Consider the following 20200-nt stretch of genomic DNA (forward strand, 5'->3'; position numbering starts at 1 on the left):
GGGTGGCGGGGTGCCGAGACACCGTCACCCGGAGCCGACCCGATCCATGAGCCACCCCCTGTCGGGCTACTTCCCCGTGAACTTCTCGTACTCCTTGATGACCTCGTCGGTCGGGCCGTCCATGCGCAGCTCACCGCGTTCCAGCCACAGCACGCGGTCGCAGGTGTCCCGGATCGACTTGTTGCTGTGACTGACCAGAAACACCGTGCCGGCCTCCTTGCGCAGCTCCCGGATGCGCTCCTCGGAACGCCGCTGGAACTTGGCGTCGCCGGTGGCCAGGGCCTCGTCGATCATCAGGACGTCATGGTCCTTGGCGGCGGCGATGGAGAAGCGCAGCCGGGCCGACATACCGGAGGAGTAGGTGCGCATGGGCAGGGTGATGAAGTCGCCCTTCTCGTTGATGCCGGAGAAGTCGACGATCTCCTGGTAGCGCTCCTTGATCTGCTCCCGGGACATGCCCATGGCGAGACCGCCCAGGATGACGTTCCGCTCGCCGGTGAGGTCGTTCATCAGGGCCGCGTTGACGCCGAGGAGGGAGGGCTGGCCGTCGGTGTAGACCTTGCCGCTCTCCGGGGGGAGCAGGCCGGCGATGGCGCGCAGCAGCGTCGACTTGCCGGAGCCGTTGGAGCCGATCAGGCCGATGGCCTCGCCGCGGTAGGCGACGAAGGAGACGCCCTTGACGGCGTGCACCTTGCGCACGCCGCGCTCCTCGCCGCGCCTGAGTATGCGGCTGAGGGCGGCGGTCGCGCTGCCCTTGCCGGTCTTGGCGCCGTTGACGCGGTAGACGATGTGCACGTCCTCGGCGATGACGGTGGGGATCCGTTCCCCACGCCCCTGCTCAGCCACGGCCGTACCTCTCCTCCGCCTTCCAGAAGTACACGAAACCGCCGACCGCGAACAGCGCGGCCCAACCCACCGCGGCCGCCCACACATGGTCGGGAAGGTTCTCGGAGCCGTAGCCGTCGATGAGGGCGAAGCGCATCAGGTCCATGAAGATCGCGGCCGGGTTCCACTGCAGGACGTTGGCGACCCACTGCGGCTTGTCGGCCAGCATGACCGGGATGGAGAACATCACGCCGGACGCGTACATCCACGTACGCATGATGAACGGCATGAGCTGCGCCAGGTCCGGGGTCTTGGCGCCGGCGCGGGCCATGATCAGCGCGAGTCCGGTGTTGAAGAGGAACTGCAGCGCGAGGATCGGCACGATCAGTACCCAGGACATGTCCGGGTAGCTGCCGAAGGCGACCGCCACTGCGAACAGCACGATCATCGAGAACAGCAGCTGCTGCAGCTGCTGCAGGGCGAAGGAGATCGGCAGTGAGGCGCGCGGGAAGTGCAGGGCGCGCACCAGGCCGAGGTTGCCGGAGATCGCCCGCACACCGGCCATCACCGAGCTCTGGGTGAAGGTGAAGACGAACACGCCCGTCACCAGGAACGGGATGTACACATCGGTCGCCATGCCGCGGCTGGCCTTCAGGATGAGCCCGAAGATGGCGTAGTAGACGGCCGCGTTGAGCAGCGGCGTCGCCACCTGCCAGAGCTGTCCGAGCTTGGCCTGGCTGTACTGCGCGGTCAGCTTCGCCTGGGAGAACGCCAGGATGAAGTGCCGGCGTCCCCAGAGCTGGCGGACGTAATCCCCGAGCGGGGGACGGGCGCCGCTCACGGCGAGCCCGTACTTGGCGGCGAGCTTCCCCGCCGGGAGGCCCTCGTCGGGCGACGGAGGCAGGCTCACCGCGACTCCGCCGTCATGCGTTGTCTCACTCACTAGTGGAAACTTTCGTCTTCGAGATGCGCAGCCTGTGCGGGTCTGGCACGAGCCCGGCGCCGGACATCCGGCCCGGAGGCTCTCAGTAAAGAGCTTGTCAGATGACCGGAGGCCGGCCCAGTCGGGTCAGCCGCCACACCGTACGCCACTTCATGGGCCTGCGAGGGCCGCACGGAGTGGTCCAGCCCTCCCTGAAGCCGCCGAACCACGCCTTCAGGGCCGACCGGGACGGGCGCCGCACCAGCGTGAGCAGCATCCACACCCCGAGGTACACCGGGACGAGGAGCGCTGGCAGGTTGCGGCGGGCCAGCCAGACCCGGTTGCGGGCGACCATGCGGTGGTACACCGCGTGCCGCGAGGGCGCGGTCGTGGGGTGGTACAGCACCATGTCGGACCGGTAGTCGATCATCCAGCCCGCGTCGAGGGCCCGCCACGCCAGGTCGGTCTCCTCGTGGGCGTAGAAGAACTCGTCCGGCAGTCCGCCGACTTCCGCGAACACCTTCGTCCGCACGGCGTTGGCGCCGCCGAGGAAGGTGGTGACCCGGGAGGAGCGCATGGGGTCCGAGGCGCGCAGCCGGGGCACATGGCGGCGCTGGGTGACCCCGGTGTCCGGGTCGGCGATGCGGAAGCTGACGATGCCCAGCCGCGGGTCGGCCTCGAAGGCCCGGCGGCACAGCTCGGCGGTGTCGTGGTTCGCCAGGAGGCCGTCGTCGTCGAGGAACATCAGGATGTCCACCTCACGGCCGCCGGCGCCGAAGGCCTCCACACCGACGTTGCGACCGCCGGGGATGCCGAGGTTCTCGGGCAGCTCGACGGTGCGCACGCCGTCGGGGACGGCCGGGACCGGCGAGCCGTTGCCGACCACGACCACCTGGACGGGTTCGCCGTCCTGCTTGCCGATCGAGTCGAGGAGCGCGCGCAGTTCGTCGGGGCGGTTGCCCATGGTGATGATCACCGCGCCGACCTTCATGGGCGTGCTCACTTCAGCCTGCTCGACGCGAGGATGGACACCAGGTGCAGCACGGTCTGCAGCAGCGCGATCCCGGCGAGTACGGCGGTGCCGAGCCGGGTGAAGAACAGGTCGCCCCTGGCCTCGTCCGCGATCGCGAGGACGAGGATCAGCAGGGAGGCCTCGATCCCGAGGATCAGCCGGTGGAACTTCAGCGCCGAGGCGGCACGGCGGGCCAGCGCCACGCCGGAGGAGCGCGGCTCGGACGCGGCCTCCTTGACCGGCGGCAGCCCGCCCTGGTGCCGGGCGACGCCGACCAGGTCGGTCTCGGCCTTGATCAGGATCGCGCCGAGGGCGGCCAGGGTGCCCAGGAAGGCCCACAGCCAGTCGATCCGTCCCGTCCCCCACAGGTCGGCGGCGCGCAGGCCGAGGCCGACCAGGACCGCGGCGTCGGTCAGATAGGCGCCGACCCGGTCCAGGTAGACGCCGCCCAGGGAGAACTGCTGCTTCCAGCGCGCGATCTCGCCGTCGACACAGTCGAGCAGCAGGTAGAGCTGGACCATCAGCACGCCGAGCACGGCGCCCGGGACACCGGGCACCAGCAGGGCCGGCGCCGCGAGGACGCCGAAGACGGTCATCAGGTACGTGAGCTGGTTGGGCGTGATCCTGGTGTTGACCAGGTAGCGGTCCACCCGCAGGGACACCTCGCGCATGTAGAGGCGTCCCGCCCAGTGCTCACCGCTGCGCCGGTCCTTCACCCCTGCGGGATGGACGACCGGTCTCAGTTCAGCTACCGATGGCCTTGACATAGTCGGAGTAGATGTCCTTGATCTGGTCGGTTGTCAGGTCGAGGTGTTCGAGGATCGTGTAGCGGCCGGGCCGGGTCTCCGGGGCGTACTCCACGACACGGACGAACTCGTCCGTGGTGAAGCCGATCTCCTCCGGCAGCACCGGGAGCCCGTGCCGACGCAGCACCTCGGCCATGTAGGCCGACTCCTCGTGGGCTCCGCGCAGGTACATGGCGAAGGCCGCGCCCAGCCCGCACTGCTCGCCGTGGGCGGCCGCCCGCTTGGGGAACAGCAGGTCGAACGCGTGGTTGATCTCATGGCACGCGCCGGAGGAGGGGCGGGAGTCGCCCGACACCGACATGGCGATGCCGGTGAGGACCAGTGCCTCGGCCAGGACCTGCAGAAAGCCGTCGTGGCCGACACCGCCCGGGTGCCGGAGCACGGCCTCACCGGCCTGGCGTGCCATCGCCGCGGCGAGACCGTCGATCTTCTCACCGTTGACGCGGTTGGCCAGCTCCCAGTCCGCGACGGCGGAGATGTTGGAGATGGCGTCGCCGATGCCGGAGCGCACGAAGCGGACGGGAGCCTCACGGATCACGTTGAGGTCGATGACGACCGCGATGGGGTTCGGCACACCGTACGAGCCGCGGCCCGCGTCGTTGTCGAGGGTCGCGACCGGCGAGCACAGGCCGTCGTGCGCGAGGTTGGTGGCGACCGCGACCAGCGGAAGGCCGACGCGTGCCGCCGCGAACTTGGCACAGTCGATGATCTTCCCGCCGCCCAGGCCGACGACCGCGTCGTAGTGGCCGGCCTTTATGTCGTTCGCCAGCCGGACCGCGTCGTCGATGGTGCCGCCGCCGACCTCGTACCAGGTGGCGCCGGGCAGCGAGGGGGCGATCCGCTCGCGCAGCCGGGCGCCCGAACCGCCGCTGACGGCGACGGCGAGCTTGCCCGACTGCGAGATGCGCTCGTCGGCGAGCACGAAGGCCAGGTCGTCGAGGGCACCCGGGCGGATGTCCACGACGACCGGCGAGGGGATGAGCCGGGTCAGTACTGGCACGCGATCTCCCGTCCGCGGGCGAGATCGTCGTGGTTGTCGATCTCGACCCACTCGACGTCGCCGATCGGCGCCACGTCGATCTTGAAGCCGCGGTTGACGAGCTCCTGGTAGCCGTGCTCGTAGAACTGCTGCGGGTCGGACTCCCAGACCGTCTTCAGGGCGTCGGCCAGCTCCGGGGCGGCGTCGCCCTCGATGAGGGTGACGCCGATGTACTCGCCGGTGGCCTCGGACGGGTCCATCAGCTTGGTGATCTTCTGGACGCCCTTGTCGGGGTCCACGACGACCTTCATCTCCTCGTCCGCGAGGGACTTCACGGTGTCGAGAGCGAGGATGATCTTCTTGCCGTCGCCGCGGGCGGCGAGCAGCGTCTTCTCGACGGAGACCGGGTGGACGGTGTCGCCGTTGGCCAGGATCACACCGTCCTTGAGGGCGTCACGGCCGCACCACAGGGAGTAGGCGTTGTTCCACTCCTCGGCCTTGTCGTTGTCGATGAGGGTGAGCTTCAGGCCGTACTTCTCCTCCAGGGCGGCCTTGCGCTCGTACACGGCCTCCTTGCGGTAGCCGACGATGATCGCGACCTCGGTCAGGCCGATCTCGGCGAAGTTGCCGAGCGTCAGGTCCAGGACCGTCGGTTCGCCCTCTATGCCCGCGGGCCCCACCGGCACCAGCGCCTTGGGCAGGCTGTCGGTGTAGGGGCGCAGACGCCGTCCGGCGCCGGCCGCCAGCACGAGGCCGATCATGCGGGTTCTCCTTCATCGTGTACGGCGGGGGCCCCGGAGGACACCCAGAAGCGGATGCTCTCGACGAGCACCACCAGGGCCACGGCCACGGCGAGCGCCGTGAGCGCGACCTTGAACTGCGAGGCGGTGAGCAGCGCGGCAAGGACGGCGACGAGCAGCGTCCGCCCTTCGTGCCCCCCTGTGGCGCGCACCAGCCAGGCCGGGGGCGCTCCGGCGTCGCCGCGGATGCGGTACACCGTGTCGTAGTGATGGTAGGCGACGGCGGCCACCAGTCCGAAAGCTGCGGGAAGCACGCCGTTAACATCCGATTTGGCCGCCAGGACAAGGACGGTGAGGTACTCGGCGGCGCGGAAGATCGGGGGGACGAGCCAGTCGAGGGCGCCCTTGAGCGGGCGGGCGACAGCGTCTGCGGACACCAGGACGTACACGACGGCGGCCACGACGATCGAGAAGCCCGGCCCGTCGAGCCAGGCCGTGAGCACCAGCAGGACGGCGCCGACAACGGCGCTGACGGGAGCCGGAACGCGGATCCCGCCGGGAGTGCGGACAAGCAGCTCGGCCAGCGGCCCGCTGTCGGCAAGGTCGGCCAGCGCCTGCGCGGCCCGGTCCGTGCGTCGCGCCTTGCGGGTGACCGACCGCAGCAGGCGGCCCGCCGTGGTGTAGGAGGCCGCGAAGGCGCAGCCGATGAGCAGCGCGTAGAACGTGATGCGCGGGGTGGTGGCCGCGGTCAGGACAGCGATCATGGCCCATCGTTCGCCGATGGGCATGACTATCATCCGGCGCACCCACACCGTCCAGCCGACACTGTCCAGCTTGTCGGAGAGGGCGGCCGTGGGGCTGGTGTTGGCGGTGGCGTCGTGGTTGGCCTCGTTGAAGGAGAAGTCGACCACGTGCCGGCAGGTCTGCAGGATCATCGCCCCGAGCGCCAGCGCCCAGACGTCGTCGCCGCCGCGGGCCGCTCCCAGGGCGAGGCCCGCGTAGTAGGCGTACTCCTTGGCGCGGTCGAAGGTCGCGTCCAGCCAGGCGCCGAGCGTGGAGTACTGCAGGGAGTAGCGGGCGAGCTGGCCGTCCGTGCAGTCGAGGACGAACGAGGCGATCAGCAGGATGCCCGCGGCGATGAATCCGCCCCGCGTACCCGTGGCCGCGCAACCCGCCGCGATCAGCGCGGTGATCAGGGAGGCGGTGGTGACCTGGTTGGGGGTCAGCCCGCGGCGGGCGCACCAGCGGGCGATGTAGCGGGAGTACGGGCTGATGAAGAACGTGGTGAAGAAGCCGTCGCGGGACTTCACGGCCGATTTCAGGCGTACGGCCTCGTCGTCGACGGCGGCGACGGCCTGCCGTGCCTCGTTGCGGGCCTGCGGATCGGCGGGGATTTCGGCGACGAGGCTGCCGAGTTCGGGGTGGTGCACCACCGCGCCGTCGGCGTCGAGGGCGGTGACGATGCGGTCGGCGAGGCTGTCGACGGCCAGTGCGGTGCCGCCGCTCGCGGAGTTCTCGCGGGCCATCGCCCGGGTCAGGTCCTGGCGGCCGGACGGCTGGGCGGTCACGGCGCCCGGTACCGCGGCGAGCGGGAAGCGGGGGTCGGTGAGGCCGAGGCGCAGCGCGTGCAGGTGCCCCACGAAGCGTGCGTCCACGACCGCGACCCGCTGGTCGCCCGGCACCGCCGCGAGGATCGTCTCGGCGTCGGCGGTGTCGGAGGCGAGCCGTACGTCGAAGCCGAGGGACCGCAGGTCGCCCTCGATCGACGATCCGGGGACCGGCTGACCGGTGAGGATGGCGGTCGACAACCGAACTCACTCCCTGGGTCCGACGCGTCCGCGCCGGTCATGTGCATGGTGGGCGCCCCTTGGCGTCAGGGCCTGGCCGGGCGGCATGTCGGCAGAGGCTATCGGATGCCCGGAAGCCCGTGTTCACCGCCCGTTCACGGCACGGTCGACGCGGTCCGCACCGGCCTTTGCCGCGATCATCATCGGTGATCGGCGGCCCCGCCCACAAACCGCGTATCCCAGACGCTCACATCAAGGACATTGCGTACGGGGCCCCGGAGAGGTCGGCATAGGGTGGGCGACCATGACGTGGCTGATCACCGGCGGAGCCGGATACATCGGGGCACATGTGACAAGGGCCATGAGCCGGGCCGGAGAGCGGGTCGTCGCACTGGACGACCTGTCGGCCGGCGTACCCGCACGGCTCCCGGTGGACATCCCGCTGGTCCAGGGGTCGTCGCTGGACGGAGACCTGCTGAAGCGGGTCCTCGCCGAGCACGGGGTGACGGGTGTGGTGCACCTCGCCGCGCGCAAGCAGGCCGGCGAGTCCGTCGCGCAGCCGACCCGCTACTACCAGGAGAACGTGGGCGGTCTCGCGACACTCCTGGAGGCGGTCGCCGAGGCCGGGATCAAGCGTTTCCTCTTCTCCTCGTCGGCGGCCGTGTACGGCAACCCCGACGTGGACCTGATCACGGAGGACACTCCGTGCGCGCCGGTGAACCCGTACGGCGAGACAAAGCTCACCGGGGAGTGGCTGGTGCGGGCGGCCGGCCGGGCGCACGGCATCTCGACGGTGTGCCTGCGGTACTTCAACGTGGCGGGCGCGGCCACGCCCGAGCTGGCCGACACCGGGGTGTTCAACATCGTCCCCATGGTCTTCGACCGGCTCACGCGCGACGAAGCCCCGCGGATCTTCGGTGACGACTACCCGACGCCGGACGGCACCTGCATCCGCGACTACATCCATGTCGCCGACCTCGCGGACGCGCACCTCGCGGCGGCCCGGCGGCTGTCCGAGGCGGGCGTCGGGGGCGATCTGACGGTGAACATCGGCCGCGGCGAGGGCGTCTCGGTGCGCGAGCTGATCGCGCTCATCGGCGAGGTCACCGGCGACCGGCGGCCCGCCGTGGTCGAGGCGCGCCGTCCCGGGGACGCGCCGCGGGCGGTCGCCTCGGCCGGGCGGGCCGCAGCGGAGCTGGGCTGGACCGCGCGGCGCGAGGTGCGGGAGATGGTCGAGTCGGCGTGGCAGGGCTGGCTGCTGCACCGCGGCAAGTGAACTGAGGGTGCCTTGACCTGCGGTTCGTTTTCGCAGGTCAAGGCACATGACAACGGTGTTCAGTGCCGCGTTGCCGGATACCCCCCACCCGTAGTTCACTGTGATCCCGGGCGGAACGAGGAGGGCGGCTTCCATGGGGGCTGGGCACGATCACGGCCACACGCACACTCCGGCGAGCGGTACGGCGGCCTCGGCGTACCGCGGCAGGCTGCGCGTCGCGCTGTCGATCACGCTCGGCGTCATGGTGGTCGAGATCGCCGGCGGTGTGGTCGCGGACTCCCTCGCGCTGATCGCGGACGCGGCGCACATGGCGACGGACGCGCTGGGTCTGGGCATGGCGCTGCTCGCCATCCACTTCGCGGCCCGCCCGCCGAGCGCGCACCGCACCTTCGGCTTCGCGCGCGCCGAGATCCTCGCCGCCCTCGCCAACTGTCTGCTGCTGCTCGGGGTGGGCGGCTACGTCCTGTACGAGGCGGTCCAGCGCTTCCTGACCCCCGCCGGCACCGAAGGCGGCCTGATGGCCGTGTTCGGTCTGTTCGGCCTGGTCGCGAACATGATCTCGCTCACCCTGCTGATGCGCGGTCAGAAGGAGAGCCTGAACGTGCGCGGCGCGTTCCTCGAGGTGGCAGCGGACGCGCTGGGCTCGCTCGCGGTGATCGTCTCGGCGCTGGTGATCCTGGCCACCGGCTGGCGGGCCGCGGACCCGATCGCCTCGCTCGTCATCGGGCTGATGATCGTGCCCCGGACCGTGAAGCTGCTGCGCGAGACGCTCGACGTGCTGCTGGAGGCGGCTCCCAAGGGCGTCGACGTGGCGGAGGTCCGGGCCCACATCCTCGCCCTGGACGGGGTAGAGGACGTCCACGACCTGCACGCCTGGACGATCACCTCGGGGATGCCGGTGCTGTCGGCGCACGTGGTCGTGCGCTCCGACGTCCTGAACGCGATCGGCCACGAGAAGATGCTGCACGAGCTCCAGGGCTGCCTGGGCGACCACTTCGACGTGGAGCACTGCACCTTCCAGCTGGAACCGGGAGGGCACGCGGAGCACGAGGCGCGACTCTGTCTCTGACGGAATGCAGCGGTCCGGCGCAGGCTCGCGTCCTCATCCCCACAGCCCCCGCGGACGGTTCCGGGTGCGCCGCGCCGGGCACGATCAACTGCCGGGAGTGCCGGATTCGTACGGCACACTTGGGGCGCGAAGACCGATGCGAAGGATGGGTATGCCGATCACACCTGCCGCCGCGACGCAGAGTTCGTCGTCGAACGGCGCCGCGGAAGCGATTTTGCTGGAACTGGTCGACGAGAACGGCGTGACGATCGGCACCGCGGAGAAGCTCGCCGCCCACCAGCCGCCGGGGCAGCTGCACCGGGCGTTCTCGGTGTTCCTGTTCGACGAGCACGGCCGGCTGCTGCTGCAGCAGCGGGCGCTCGGCAAGTACCACTCCCCCGGTGTGTGGTCCAACACCTGCTGCGGTCACCCCTACCCCGGCGAAGCGCCCTTCGCGGCGGCGGCGCGGCGGACGTACGAGGAACTCGGCGCCTCCCCGTCACTGCTCGCCGAGGCGGGCACGGTCCGCTACAACCACCCGGACCCGGACTCGGGCCTGGTGGAGCAGGAGTACAACCACCTGTTCGTCGGGATGGTGCAGTCGCCGCTGCGGCCCGACCCCGAGGAAGTCGGCGCGACCGCGTTCGTGACACCCGCCGAGCTCGCGGAGCGGCACGCGAAGGACACGTTCTCCTCGTGGTTCATGACCGTCCTGGACGCGGCGCGTCCCGCGATCAGGGAACTGACGGGGGCTTCGGCCGGCTGGTGACCCCGGGCCTCACGGAACCCGGACGGGTTTGAGTGGCAGGGCGGCCCAGATCACCTTGCCGCCGCTCGCCGTGTGCTCGACGTCGCAGGCCCCGCCCGCCTCCTTGGTGATCTCGCGCACCAGCAGCAGTCCACGGCCGCCGGTCCGGCCGTGGTCGGCCTCCAGGGCGGTCGGGCGGTAGGGGTGGTTGTCCTCGACGGACACCCGCACCCACTCCGCTCCGACGGCCACCTCCACGGCGAGCATCGGCGAGAGCAGTGCCGCGTGTTTCACCGCGTTGGTCACCAGCTCCGAGACGATCAGCAGCAGCCCCTGGACCAGGTCCTCCGAGACCGGCACGCCCTGGCGGTACAGCAGGTCCCGTACGGCATGGCGCGCCTGCGGGACGGAGGCGTCCACGGAGGGAGCGGTGAACCGCCAGACGCCCTCGTACGGCAGCGGATCCGGCGTCTGTGCGTCGAGGGGCTCGAGAGGTGCGCCCGCGCCGCCTGCTGGGCGTGGGCCGGGCCCGCGCCCTTGGTTGTCCATCGTCCGGTCGCCACCCTTGCGCTCGATTGTCACCACAGGACGAGTGTTGGTAACGAGCCACGTCACTCCGGAGACCTGAACAGAAGTCAGCCGGTATCGAGCGTTTCTGATCGTTGGCGTATGACCCGGTCAGGTCGCGGGACTGCTCCTGTCCCGGTCGAGCCGACTTCGCGAACTATTCGGGTTGTACGGGTTTGACGCCCCATTCGTCCCCGCCCCCTTGATCGCACGATCCGCCGGTGCGGATAGCATCCGGCGCATGGAGCCGCAGCTGCTGCACAGCGTCACCGACTCGGTCGCCACCGTGGTCATCCACCATCCGGCCAAGCGCAACGCCATGACGGCCGCGATGTGGCGCGCGCTGCCGCCGCTGCTCGGCACCCTGGCCGCCGATCCGGACGTCCGGGCCCTGGTGCTGACCGGTGAGGGCGGCACGTTCTGTGCGGGGGCCGACATCTCCACGCTGCAGGGGTCGCCGGACGAGGCGCAGCGGCTGGCCGTGCACGCCGAGGAGGCCCTGGCGGCCTTCCCGAAGCCGACGCTGGCCGCGGTGCGGGGCCACTGCGTGGGCGGCGGGTCGCAGCTGGCGGCGGCCTGCGATCTGCGGTTCGCCGAGGAGGGCGCGCTGTTCGGGGTGACGCCGGCGAAGCTCGGTATCGTGTATCCCGCCTCCTCGACGCGGCGGCTGGCGGCGCTTGTGGGCCCGGCGGCCACCAAGTACCTGCTGTTCTCCGGCGAGTTGATCGACACGGAGCGGGCATTGCGCACCGGCCTGGTCGACGAGGTGCTCCCCGAGGGCGAACTCGGCAAGCGCGTCGCGGAGTTCACCCGGATCCTGGTGGGCCGCTCGCAGTTGACGCAGGCAGCGGCGAAGGAGTTCGCGAACGGGCGGACGGACCGGGACGGGTACTGGGCCGAGCAGGCGCGCGGCAGCGGCGACACCGCGGAGGGCGTCGCCGCGTTCCTCGAGCGCAGACAGCCGCGCTTCACCTGGACTACGTCAGGATGAACCGGCTCTTGGCCCGGAACTCCTCGACGAGGTGCGCGGGCGCCTTCTGCGGCGACCCGGCGTCGTAGGGCGGCTGCGGGTCGTACTCGGTCAGCAGTTGCACGGCCTGGGCGTGTTCGTCGCCCGCGATCCGGCCGAGCAGGGTGAGACCCATGTCAATGCCGGACGAGACGCCCGCCGCGGTGACGTACTTGCCGTCGATGACGACACGCTCCCCCGTGGGCTCGGCGCCGAACCGCTTCAGGTAGTCCAGCGCGAGCCAGTGCGAGGTCGCGCGGCGGCCCTCGAGGAGCCCGGCGGCGGCGAGCAGCAGGGAGCCGGTGCACACCGAGGTCGTCCAGGTGCTGGCGGTGTCGGCGGTGCGCAGCCACGCCAGGAGGGTCTCGTTCTCCATCTGCGGGGTCTGGCCGGGGCCGCCCGGCACGACCACGATGTCGGGGCTCGGCACCTCGGCGAACGTCCTGTCGGCGGTGAGGGCGAGGTTGCCGGTGTCCGTGCGCACGGGGCCGGTCCGCTCGGCGACGAAGACGGTCTCCGCGTCCGGCAGCCGGCCGAGGGTCTCGTACGGGCCGACGGCGTCCAGGGCGGTGAAGCGGTCGAACAGGACGATGGCGATCTGCATCTGTTTCCCTTCAGTGGGCGGGTGCCGCGCGGAACCGGCGCCGGTACTCGGCCGGGGCCGTCCCGAGGGCCTTGACGAAGGCGCGCCGCCGGCTTCGGGGGTGCCGTAGCCGCTGGCGCGGGAGATCTCCTCGACGCCGTCGCCGGTGTCCTCCAGGAGGCGGCGGGCGTGTTCGAGGCGGACGCGGTCGACGTAGCGGCCGGGTGTCATGCCGGTGTCGGACTGGAAGGCGCGGGCGAAGTGGCGGGGCGAGAGACGGGCGCGGGCGGCGAGGGCGTCGACGGTCAAATCAGCGGCGGGGTGCTCGGTGATCCACTGCTGGACTTCCCGCAGCGGCTCCCGCCGGGCGGTCTGCGCGGCCAGCTGGGCGCTGAACTGGGCCTGGTTCCCGGGCCGCCGCAGGAAGACGACCAGGTGACGGGCGATGGCCAGGGCGGCCTCCCGGCCCAGGTCCTCCTCGACCAGGGCGAGGGCCAGGTCGATGCCGGAGGTGACACCGGCCGAGGTGTAGACGTTCCCGTCCCGGACGTAGATGGGGTCGGGGTCGACCTCGACGGCCGGGTGGTGCCAGGTGAGGGTGTCGCTGTACGCCCAGTGGGTCGTCGCGCGGCGGCCGTCCAGCAGGCCCGCGGCGGCGAGCAGGAACGCGCCGGTGCACACGGACACCAGGCGCTCCGCGCGTGGGGCGTGGCCGCGCAGCCAGCCGGTCAGCGGCAGGATGCCCGGGCGGCGGGTGCCCTCGCCGCCCGGGACGAGGAGCGTGTGCGGGTCGGCCGCGTCCGTGAGTGCCTCGTCCGGTACGAGGGTGAGGCCGCTGGAGGTGCGCACGGCGGCGCCGTCCAGGGAGGCCGTTCGGACGCGGTACGTGCCCGGGGTGTGCTTCTCGGCGCCGGTGAAGACCTCCAGGGGGCCGGTGACGTCGAGGCTCTGTACGCCGTCGAAGAGGAGGACGAGAACGGTGCGCGGGGCCATGTGATCGATTCTTGGGCGCCGGGCGCGTGGCCGCAATGACGAATAACCCACCTTTCCTGCCATCACGGCCGATACGGTCCGACGTGCCGCCGCCCTGACCCCCCGCTGTCGGTGTCACCTGCCACAATTGCCGCGCAACCTCAGTGGAGAAGGCGGTACGGGATCGTGACGACACCCCTCGTAGGGTCCATCGAAGGCAGGATCGCCGAGGAGCTCGGCGTACGGGAGCGGCAGGTCAAGGCTGCCGTGGAGCTGCTCGACGGCGGTTCGACGGTGCCCTTCATCGCCCGCTACCGCAAGGAAGCGACGGAGATGCTCGACGACGCGCAGCTGCGCACGATCGAGGAGCGGCTGCGCTATCTGCGGGAGCTGGAGGAGCGCCGGACCGCGATCCTGGAGTCGGTCCGCGAGCAGGGCAAGCTCACCGAGGAGCTGGAGACGCAGATCCGGGGCGCCGAGACCAAGGCGCGGCTCGAGGACATCTATCTGCCCTACAAGCCGAAGCGGCGGACCAAGGCGCAGATCGCCCGTGAGGCAGGGCTCGAGCCGCTCGCCGAGGGGCTGCTCGGCGACGCGAGCGTCGAACCCCTCGCCGCGGCCGCCGCGTTCGTCGACGCCGACAAGGGCGTGGCCGATCCGCAGGCCGCGCTCGACGGCGCCCGGGCGATCCTGACCGAGCGGTTCTCCGAGGACGCCGACCTGATCGGCGAGCTGCGCGAGCGCATGTGGGTGCGCGGGCGCCTCGCCGCCAAGGTGCGCGACGGCAAGGAGGAGGCCGGCGCCAAGTTCGCCGACTACTTCGACTTCGCCGAGCCGTTCACCGAGCTGCCCTCGCACCGGATCCTGGCGATGCTGCGCGGTGAGAAGGAGGAGGTCCTCGACCTCGTCCTGGAACCGGAGGAGCCCACCGAGGGTCCGTCGTCGTTCGAGGGGATCGTCGCGTCGAAGTTCGGGATCGCCGACCGCGGCCGGCCCGCCGACAAGTGGCTGACGGACACGGTCCGCTGGGCGTGGCGCACCCGCATCCTGGTCCACCTCGGCATCGACCTGCGTCTGCGGCTGCGTACGGCCGCCGAGGACGAGGCGGTCAACGTGTTCGCGGCGAACCTGCGGGACCTGCTGCTCGCCGCGCCGGCCGGCACGCGCGCGACGCTGGGCCTGGACCCCGGTTTCCGTACGGGTGTGAAGGTGGCCGTGGTGGACGCGACCGGCAAGGTCGTCGCCACGGACGTCATCTACCCGCACGTCCCGGCGAACAAGTGGGACGAGGCGATCGCCAGGCTGGCGCGGCTGGCGAAGGAGCACGCGGTCGAACTGATCGCGATCGGCAACGGCACGGCGTCCCGCGAGACCGACAAGCTCGCGGGTGAACTGATCACCAGGCACCCGGAGTTGAAGCTCACCAAGGTGATGGTGTCCGAGGCGGGCGCCTCCGTGTACTCGGCCTCCGCCTTCGCCTCCCAGGAGCTGCCCGACATGGACGTGTCGCTGCGCGGCGCGGTGTCCATCGCGCGCCGGCTGCAGGACCCGCTGGCCGAGCTGGTGAAGATCGACCCGAAGTCGATCGGTGTCGGCCAGTACCAGCACGACCTGTCCGAGGTGAAGCTGTCGCGTTCGCTGGACGCGGTGGTGGAGGACTGTGTGAACGGCGTGGGCGTCGACGTGAACACGGCGTCGGCCCCGTTGCTCGCCCGCGTCTCCGGGATCACCTCCGGGCTGGCGGAGAACATCGTGGCGCACCGGGACTCGAACGGCCCCTTCACCTCGCGCTCGCAGCTGAAGAACGTGGCGCGGCTGGGTCCGAAGGCGTACGAGCAGTGCGCGGGCTTCCTGCGGATCCGCGGCGGTGACGACCCGCTGGACGCGTCCAGCGTGCACCCGGAGGCGTATCCGGTCGTACGGCGGATGGTGAAGACGTCCGGGCAGGAGGTGGCCGCGCTCATCGGCAACTCGGGCGTGCTGCGGTCGCTGAAGCCGGGCGACTTCGTGGACGAGACGTTCGGTCTGCCGACCGTGACCGACATCCTCAAGGAGCTGGAGAAGCCCGGGCGCGACCCGCGGCCCGCCTTCAAGACGGCCACCTTCAAGGAGGGCGTGGAGAAGATCTCCGACCTGTCGTCCGGGATGGTCCTGGAGGGCGTCGTGACGAACGTGGCGGCCTTCGGGGCGTTCGTCGACGTCGGCGTCCACCAGGACGGCCTGGTGCACGTCTCCGCGATGTCGAAGACGTTCGTCAAGGACCCGCGCGACGTGGTCAAGCCGGGTGACATCGTCAAGGTGAAGGTCCTCGACGTCGACATTCCGCGCAAGCGGATCTCGCTGACGCTGCGTCTGGACGACGAGGCGGCTCCGCAGGGCGGACAGCCCTCCGGCGGAGGCCGTCAGCAGCGCGGCGGACGGGCACCGCAGCAGCGACAGGGCGGCCGGGGCGGCGCCGGCGGCGGCTCGCGCCAGGCGCCACCGCCGGCCAACAGCGCGATGGCCGACGCGCTGCGTCGTGCGGGTCTGCTCGACCCGAAGAAGGGCCGGGGCTGACACCCGCGGGCCCCGGATCCCTGGTGACGGGGTCCGGGGCCTTCGCGCTCGTAGGGTGGGCGGTATGACCACTTCCCGAGTCCTCACCTGGGACGTCACGGCGAGCAACGGCTACGAGACCACCTGGGCCGAGGTCGACGGCGACACCCTGCGCGCCCGTGGCCGCGCGGTCGGGACGACCCCGGAGCCGTACTGGATCACGTACGACCTCAAGACCACCAAGGGCTTCGTGACGCGGCGGTTGCAGGTCACGTCCGAGACCGCGTCCCGGACCCGCACGCTCGACCTGCGGCGTGATCGCCGGGGCGGCTGGACGGCCGACGGGGTGCACCTGCCGGACGTCGACGGCGCCCTCGACTGCGACCTGGGGCTGTGTCCGCTCACCAACACGATGCCGGTGCTGCGCCACGGACTTCATCTCACGCCCGGCGAGCAGGAGTTCGTGATGGCGTGGGTGGCGGTGCCGGACCTGGCGGTCATGCCCTCCCGGCAGACCTACACCCACCTCGCAAGCGCCGGCGGCGGCGGACGGGTCCGCTTCGCCTCCGGCGACTTCCACAGCGACCTGGAGTTCGACGCGGACGGGTTCGTCGTCGAATATCCGGAGCTGGCGCGGCGACTGGAAGGGCCCTAGCGCTCCGTCACCTTGCCGTCCGCGACCTCCAGGCGGCGGGTCACGTGGACCGCGTCCAGCATGCGGCGGTCATGGGTGACCAGGAGGAGGGTGCCCTCGTAGGCGTCGAGTGCCGACTCCAGTTGTTCGATGGCCGGCAGGTCCAGGTGGTTGGTCGGCTCGTCGAGGACGAGGAGGTTGACGCCCCTGCCCTGCAGCAGGGCGAGGGCGGCGCGGGTGCGCTCGCCGGGTGAGAGCGTCGCCGCCGGGCGCAGCACGTGGTCCGACTTCAGGCCGAACTTGGCCAGGAGGGTGCGGACTTCGACGGGCTCGGTGTCGGGGACCGCCGCGCAGAACGCCTCCAGCAGGAACTCCGGGCCGTGGAAGAGCCGCCGCGCCTGATCGACCTCGCCGACCAGCACACCCGAGCCCAGGGCCGCTTGCCCGGCGTCGAGCGGGACACGGCCGAGGAGCGCACCGAGCAGCGTCGACTTGCCGGCGCCGTTCGCTCCGGTCACCGCGACCCGGTCCGCCCAGTCGATCTGCAGGGACACGGGGCCGAGGACGAAGTCGCCGCGCCGGACCTCGGCGTCCCGCAGGGTGGCCACGACCGCGCCCGAACGGGGGGCCGCGGCGATCTCCATCCGCAGCTCCCACTCCTTGCGCGGCTCCTCCACCACCTCGAGCCGCTCGATCATGCGCTGGGTCTGGCGGGCCTTCGCGGCCTGCTTCTCGCTGGCCTCGCTGCGGAACTTGCGGCCGATCTTGTCGTTGTCGTTGCCCGCCTTGCGCCGGGCGTTCTTCACGCCCTTGTCCATCCAGGCGCGCTGCGTCTGCGCGCGCTCCTGGAGGGCGGCCTTCTTGTCGGCGTACTCCTCGTAGTCGTCGCGGGCGTGCCGGCGGGCGGTGTCGCGCTCCTCCAGATAGGCCTCGTAGCCGCCGCCGAAGAGATTGACCTGGCGCTGGGCGAGGTCGAGTTCGAGGACCTTGGTGACGGTGCGGGTGAGGAACTCGCGGTCGTGGCTGACGACGACGGTGCCCGCGCGCAGGCCGGAGACGAAGCGTTCGAGACGCTCCAGACCGTCCAGGTCGAGGTCGTTGGTCGGCTCGTCGAGCAGGAAGACGTCGTAGCGGGACAGCAGCAGGGAGGCGAGTCCCGCGCGGGCCGCCTGGCCGCCGGAGAGGGAGGTCATCGGCTGGTCCAGGTCCACGCCGAGGCCGAGCGAGTCGGCGACCTCCTGCGCGCGTTCGTCGAGGTCGGCGCCGCCGAGGCCGAGCCAGCGCTCCAGGCTCGTCGCGTACGCGTCGTCGGCGCCGGGCGTCCCGTCGACGAGGCCCTGCGTGGCCTCGTCCATCGCGCGCTGCGCCGCGGCGACGCCGGTGCGGCGGGCGAGGAACTCCCGCACCGTCTCCCCGGGCCGCCGCTCCGGCTCCTGCGGGAGATGCCCCACGACCGCCGTCGGCGGGGACAGCCTGAGTTCGCCCTGCTCGGGCACGGCCAGCCCGGCGAGCATGCGCAGCAGCGTCGATTTGCCGGCCCCGTTGGCACCGACGAGCCCGATCACATCACCGGGCGCGACGACGAGGTCGAGCCCGGTGAAGAGGGAGCGGTCGCCGTGACCGGCGGCGAGGTTCTTGGCGACGAGGGTGGCAGTCATCAGGGGGCGATCCTATGCGAGGAAGGCAACGTCCCTTGCCGGCGTTTTCAGCGCGCCATCGCCTCCACCAGCACACCCCCCGCCGTCCTCGCCACCACGAAGGACTCCCCCTTCACGGACTTCGCGTCCAGGGCGATGCGGTGGCGGCCGGGTTCCAGGACGCCGTCGAAGAGCTCGTGGGTGTGGGTGCGGTAGAGGCGGTCGAGGCGGTACGCGGTGAGGCGGACACGGCAGGGGGAAGTCACCTCGACGCCGGCCTCGCCGTCGGCGGCGACCAGGCGGGTGAGGCGGCGCTGTTCCAGCGGGCTGCCGTCCAGGGCGTGTTCGATCTGGGCGACGAGGAGCGGGACGATCGGGGCGAGGCCGTCGACGTAGGCCACGTCGACTCCGGCGCGTTCGAAGGCGCTGCGGACGGCCGCCCGCTCCTCCTCGGTGATCGCCCGGCCGAAGGCGACCGCGCCGTATGTGCGCAGTTCGTCGGCGGGGACCTCGTTCGCGTCGCGGGTGATGTCGGCGCCGATGCCGATGGTGCGCAGCGCGGCGGCCAGTTTGGCCAGGAGGGCGACCCGGGCTCCGATCAGCAGCACCCGGCGGCGGTTGGCGGCGGGGGCGGCTCCGTCCAGCAGGGAGTTCAGCGCCGACCGGTAGTCGCCGCCGCGGAAGCGGAAGGGACCGATGCCGTGGTAGCCGTTGAGCTCCAGGTCGACGGCCTGCTCCGTCTGCCAGGCGAAGTCCCGCCAGACGTAGTCGTCGCCGTGCCGCTCGATGACGGCGGTGACCGCCCCGCAGGCGAGGTCCTCGCACTCGGGACAGCCGTAGATGACGTACCGGCCGTCGGGCAGCGGCGCCTCGGCGTCCAGCAGGAGGCTGCGGACCTGTGCGGTGAAGATCGCGGGTGGGACGTCGGAGGCGAGCGGGGAGACGGCGTCCAGGTCGGAGAGGCGGAACAGCAGCGGGCGTCCGTCGACGACGAAATCGAGGAAGTCCCGGTGGACCTGGTAGCCGCCGTCCGCGAGGACACCACCGGCACGCATCGCCGGGGCCAGGCCGAAGGTCGCGTACTCGGCAGACATGCTGTGAGTATCCCCAGACTGGGAGCGATACGAGCACGGCATGACATATTCCGCTACGGTCCCTGGCGTGGCGAGTGATCAAACGGGCGGCGTGGTCGTCGTCGGCGGAGGTGTCATCGGGCTGACGACGGCCGTCGTGCTGGCCGAACGCGGCCGTCGGGTGCGGGTCTGGACGCGGGACCCGGTCGAGCGGACCACCTCGGCGGTTGCCGGCGCACTGTGGTGGCCGTACCACATCGATCCCGTCGAGCGGGCGCGCCCCTGGGCGCTGCGCTCCCTGGACAGGTACCAGGAATCGGCCGAGCGGCCCGGCCTGACCGGCGTACGCATGGTCGAAGGGGTACTGGGCGAGACGGATCTGGACAAAGCGGTCGAATGGATCCACGCCCGGCTGCCGGGGCTGCGGGCGGCGACCGCCGAGGAGTACGCGGGGACGGGAGTGTGGGCGCGGCTGCCGCTGATCGACATGACGGTTCATCTGCCGTGGCTGCGCGAGCGGTTGCTGAAGGCGGGCGGGTCGGTCGAGGAGCGCACGGTGGCCGCTCTCGCGGAGGTGGACGCCCCCGTCGTGGTCAACTGCACGGGGCTCGGGGCCCGCGATCTCGTACCGGATCCGTCCGTACGGCCCGTGCGCGGGCAGTTGGTCGTCGTGGAGAACCCCGGCATCCGCACCTGGCTCGTCTCCACCGACGCCGAGGGGGAGATGGCGTACTTCTTCCCGCAGCCGGGGCGGCTGCTGCTGGGCGGGACGGCCGAGGACGACGAGTGGTCTCAGGAGCCCGACCCCGCCGTGGCCGAGGCGATCGTACGGCGGTGTGCGGCCCTGCGGCCGGAGATCGCCGGGGCGCGGATCCTGGAGCACCGGGTGGGGCTGCGTCCCGCTCGTGACACGGTCCGGCTGGACCGCGAACTGCTGCCGGACGGGCGGGTGTTGGTGCACAACTACGGGCACGGCGGCGCCGGGGTGACCGTGGCCTGGGGCTGCGCGGAGGAGGCGGCCGCACTGGCCGCCTCCTCGTGAGGGAT

The 20200-nt window shown here is 71.3% G+C and carries 18 protein-coding genes and 1 pseudogene; 7 read left to right on the forward strand and 12 right to left on the reverse strand.

Annotation, left to right across the window (positions count from 1 at the left end):
• Positions 1-66: 66 nt before the first annotated feature.
• The 7 genes from ABZO29_RS08390 to ABZO29_RS08420 form a co-directional block, all read right to left on the reverse strand.
• Complete coding sequence (locus ABZO29_RS08390) at positions 67-846, reverse strand: ABC transporter ATP-binding protein (RefSeq protein ID WP_367319511.1); 780 nt, start codon at positions 844-846, stop codon at positions 67-69.
• Positions 839-1768 carry an ABC transporter permease gene (locus ABZO29_RS08395; RefSeq protein WP_367319512.1) on the reverse strand — a complete coding sequence of 310 codons (930 nt, stop codon included), beginning with the start codon at positions 1766-1768 and terminating at the stop codon, positions 839-841. The genes ABZO29_RS08390 and ABZO29_RS08395 overlap by 8 nt, the downstream gene beginning before the upstream one ends.
• 97 nt (positions 1769-1865) lie before the next feature.
• On the reverse strand, positions 1866-2750 hold the full coding sequence (locus tag ABZO29_RS08400) for a glycosyltransferase family 2 protein (protein WP_367319513.1): 885 nt from the start codon (positions 2748-2750) through the stop codon (positions 1866-1868).
• Positions 2747-3526, reverse strand: a complete 780-nt coding sequence (locus tag ABZO29_RS08405) for a CDP-alcohol phosphatidyltransferase family protein (protein ID WP_367319514.1) — start codon at positions 3524-3526, stop codon at positions 2747-2749. Before ABZO29_RS08405 ends, ABZO29_RS08400 begins: the two co-directional genes overlap by 4 nt.
• A complete protein-coding gene (locus ABZO29_RS08410; RefSeq protein WP_367319515.1) occupies positions 3504-4565 on the reverse strand; it encodes an iron-containing alcohol dehydrogenase family protein in 1062 nt (353 codons plus the stop codon). The genes ABZO29_RS08405 and ABZO29_RS08410 overlap by 23 nt, the downstream gene beginning before the upstream one ends.
• Positions 4553-5305: a sugar phosphate nucleotidyltransferase gene (locus ABZO29_RS08415; RefSeq protein WP_367319516.1), complete on the reverse strand. Its 753-nt coding sequence runs from the start codon at positions 5303-5305 to the stop codon at positions 4553-4555. Before ABZO29_RS08415 ends, ABZO29_RS08410 begins: the two co-directional genes overlap by 13 nt.
• Complete coding sequence (locus ABZO29_RS08420; protein ID WP_367319517.1) at positions 5302-7092, reverse strand: DUF5941 domain-containing protein; 1791 nt, start codon at positions 7090-7092, stop codon at positions 5302-5304. Before ABZO29_RS08420 ends, ABZO29_RS08415 begins: the two co-directional genes overlap by 4 nt.
• A gap of 283 nt (positions 7093-7375) precedes the next feature.
• Here ABZO29_RS08420 and galE point away from each other — a divergent pair, with 283 nt between their 5' ends.
• The 3 genes from galE (at position 7376) to idi (ending at position 10164) form a co-directional block, all read left to right on the forward strand.
• Complete coding sequence (galE, locus tag ABZO29_RS08425) at positions 7376-8347, forward strand: UDP-glucose 4-epimerase GalE (RefSeq protein WP_367319518.1); 972 nt, start codon at positions 7376-7378, stop codon at positions 8345-8347.
• 133 nt (positions 8348-8480) lie between these two features.
• On the forward strand, positions 8481-9416 hold the full coding sequence (locus tag ABZO29_RS08430; protein ID WP_367319519.1) for a cation diffusion facilitator family transporter: 936 nt from the start codon (positions 8481-8483) through the stop codon (positions 9414-9416).
• A gap of 151 nt (positions 9417-9567) precedes the next feature.
• Positions 9568-10164, forward strand: coding sequence for an isopentenyl-diphosphate Delta-isomerase (gene idi, locus ABZO29_RS08435; RefSeq protein ID WP_367319520.1), 597 nt, complete (start codon positions 9568-9570; stop codon positions 10162-10164).
• A gap of 9 nt (positions 10165-10173) precedes the next feature.
• Here idi and ABZO29_RS08440 read toward each other — a convergent pair whose 3' ends face one another.
• A complete protein-coding gene (locus tag ABZO29_RS08440; protein ID WP_367326080.1) occupies positions 10174-10692 on the reverse strand; it encodes an ATP-binding protein in 519 nt (172 codons plus the stop codon).
• A 259-nt stretch (positions 10693-10951) separates the two neighbouring features.
• Between ABZO29_RS08440 and ABZO29_RS08445 the strand changes: the two genes are divergently transcribed.
• Positions 10952-11701 carry an enoyl-CoA hydratase/isomerase family protein gene (locus tag ABZO29_RS08445; RefSeq protein ID WP_367319521.1) on the forward strand — a complete coding sequence of 250 codons (750 nt, stop codon included), beginning with the start codon at positions 10952-10954 and terminating at the stop codon, positions 11699-11701.
• Here the strand turns inward: ABZO29_RS08445 and ABZO29_RS08450 are convergent.
• Both ABZO29_RS08450 and ABZO29_RS08455 read right to left on the reverse strand, forming a co-directional pair.
• Positions 11688-12323: a DJ-1/PfpI family protein gene (locus tag ABZO29_RS08450; protein ID WP_367319522.1), complete on the reverse strand. Its 636-nt coding sequence runs from the start codon at positions 12321-12323 to the stop codon at positions 11688-11690. The two genes, ABZO29_RS08445 and ABZO29_RS08450, sit on opposite strands and share 14 nt — an antisense overlap.
• Before the next feature lie 10 nt (positions 12324-12333).
• A pseudogene (locus ABZO29_RS08455) lies at positions 12334-13295 on the reverse strand (GlxA family transcriptional regulator).
• 165 nt (positions 13296-13460) lie between these two features.
• Here ABZO29_RS08455 and ABZO29_RS08460 point away from each other — a divergent pair.
• Together ABZO29_RS08460 and ABZO29_RS08465 are read left to right on the forward strand one after the other, a co-directional pair.
• Positions 13461-15830, forward strand: a complete 2370-nt coding sequence (locus tag ABZO29_RS08460) for a Tex family protein (protein WP_367319523.1) — start codon at positions 13461-13463, stop codon at positions 15828-15830.
• Between the two features lie 64 nt (positions 15831-15894).
• On the forward strand, positions 15895-16464 hold the full coding sequence (locus ABZO29_RS08465; protein WP_367319524.1) for a putative glycolipid-binding domain-containing protein: 570 nt from the start codon (positions 15895-15897) through the stop codon (positions 16462-16464).
• Here the strand turns inward: ABZO29_RS08465 and ABZO29_RS08470 are convergent.
• On the reverse strand, positions 16461-18101 hold the full coding sequence (locus tag ABZO29_RS08470) for an ABC-F family ATP-binding cassette domain-containing protein (RefSeq protein ID WP_367319525.1): 1641 nt from the start codon (positions 18099-18101) through the stop codon (positions 16461-16463). The two genes, ABZO29_RS08465 and ABZO29_RS08470, sit on opposite strands and share 4 nt — an antisense overlap.
• 47 nt (positions 18102-18148) lie before the next feature.
• Complete coding sequence (locus ABZO29_RS08475) at positions 18149-19174, reverse strand: oxidoreductase (RefSeq protein ID WP_367319526.1); 1026 nt, start codon at positions 19172-19174, stop codon at positions 18149-18151.
• A 67-nt stretch (positions 19175-19241) separates the two neighbouring features.
• Between ABZO29_RS08475 and ABZO29_RS08480 the strand changes: the two genes are divergently transcribed.
• On the forward strand, positions 19242-20195 hold the full coding sequence (locus ABZO29_RS08480; RefSeq protein WP_367319527.1) for an FAD-dependent oxidoreductase: 954 nt from the start codon (positions 19242-19244) through the stop codon (positions 20193-20195).
• Positions 20196-20200 lie beyond the last annotated feature (5 nt).

Origin of the sequence: Streptomyces sp. HUAS ZL42 (assembly GCF_040782645.1) — a bacterium.
Taxonomy (GTDB): Bacteria; Actinomycetota; Actinomycetes; order Streptomycetales; family Streptomycetaceae; genus Streptomyces.

Coding starts and splice junctions, on each gene's coding strand:
- ABZO29_RS08405 (WP_367319514.1), bottom strand. CDS start 3,526: ATGTCAAGGCCATCGGTAGCTGAACTGAGACCGGTCGTCCATCCCGCA.
- ABZO29_RS08415 (WP_367319516.1), bottom strand. CDS start 5,305: ATGATCGGCCTCGTGCTGGCGGCCGGCGCCGGACGGCGTCTGCGCCCC.
- galE (WP_367319518.1), top strand. CDS start 7,376: ATGACGTGGCTGATCACCGGCGGAGCCGGATACATCGGGGCACATGTG.
- ABZO29_RS08430 (WP_367319519.1), top strand. CDS start 8,481: ATGGGGGCTGGGCACGATCACGGCCACACGCACACTCCGGCGAGCGGT.
- idi (WP_367319520.1), top strand. CDS start 9,568: ATGCCGATCACACCTGCCGCCGCGACGCAGAGTTCGTCGTCGAACGGC.
- ABZO29_RS08440 (WP_367326080.1), bottom strand. CDS start 10,692: ATGGACAACCAAGGGCGCGGGCCCGGCCCACGCCCAGCAGGCGGCGCG.
- ABZO29_RS08445 (WP_367319521.1), top strand. CDS start 10,952: ATGGAGCCGCAGCTGCTGCACAGCGTCACCGACTCGGTCGCCACCGTG.
- ABZO29_RS08450 (WP_367319522.1), bottom strand. CDS start 12,323: ATGCAGATCGCCATCGTCCTGTTCGACCGCTTCACCGCCCTGGACGCC.
- ABZO29_RS08465 (WP_367319524.1), top strand. CDS start 15,895: ATGACCACTTCCCGAGTCCTCACCTGGGACGTCACGGCGAGCAACGGC.
- ABZO29_RS08470 (WP_367319525.1), bottom strand. CDS start 18,101: ATGACTGCCACCCTCGTCGCCAAGAACCTCGCCGCCGGTCACGGCGAC.
- ABZO29_RS08475 (WP_367319526.1), bottom strand. CDS start 19,174: ATGTCTGCCGAGTACGCGACCTTCGGCCTGGCCCCGGCGATGCGTGCC.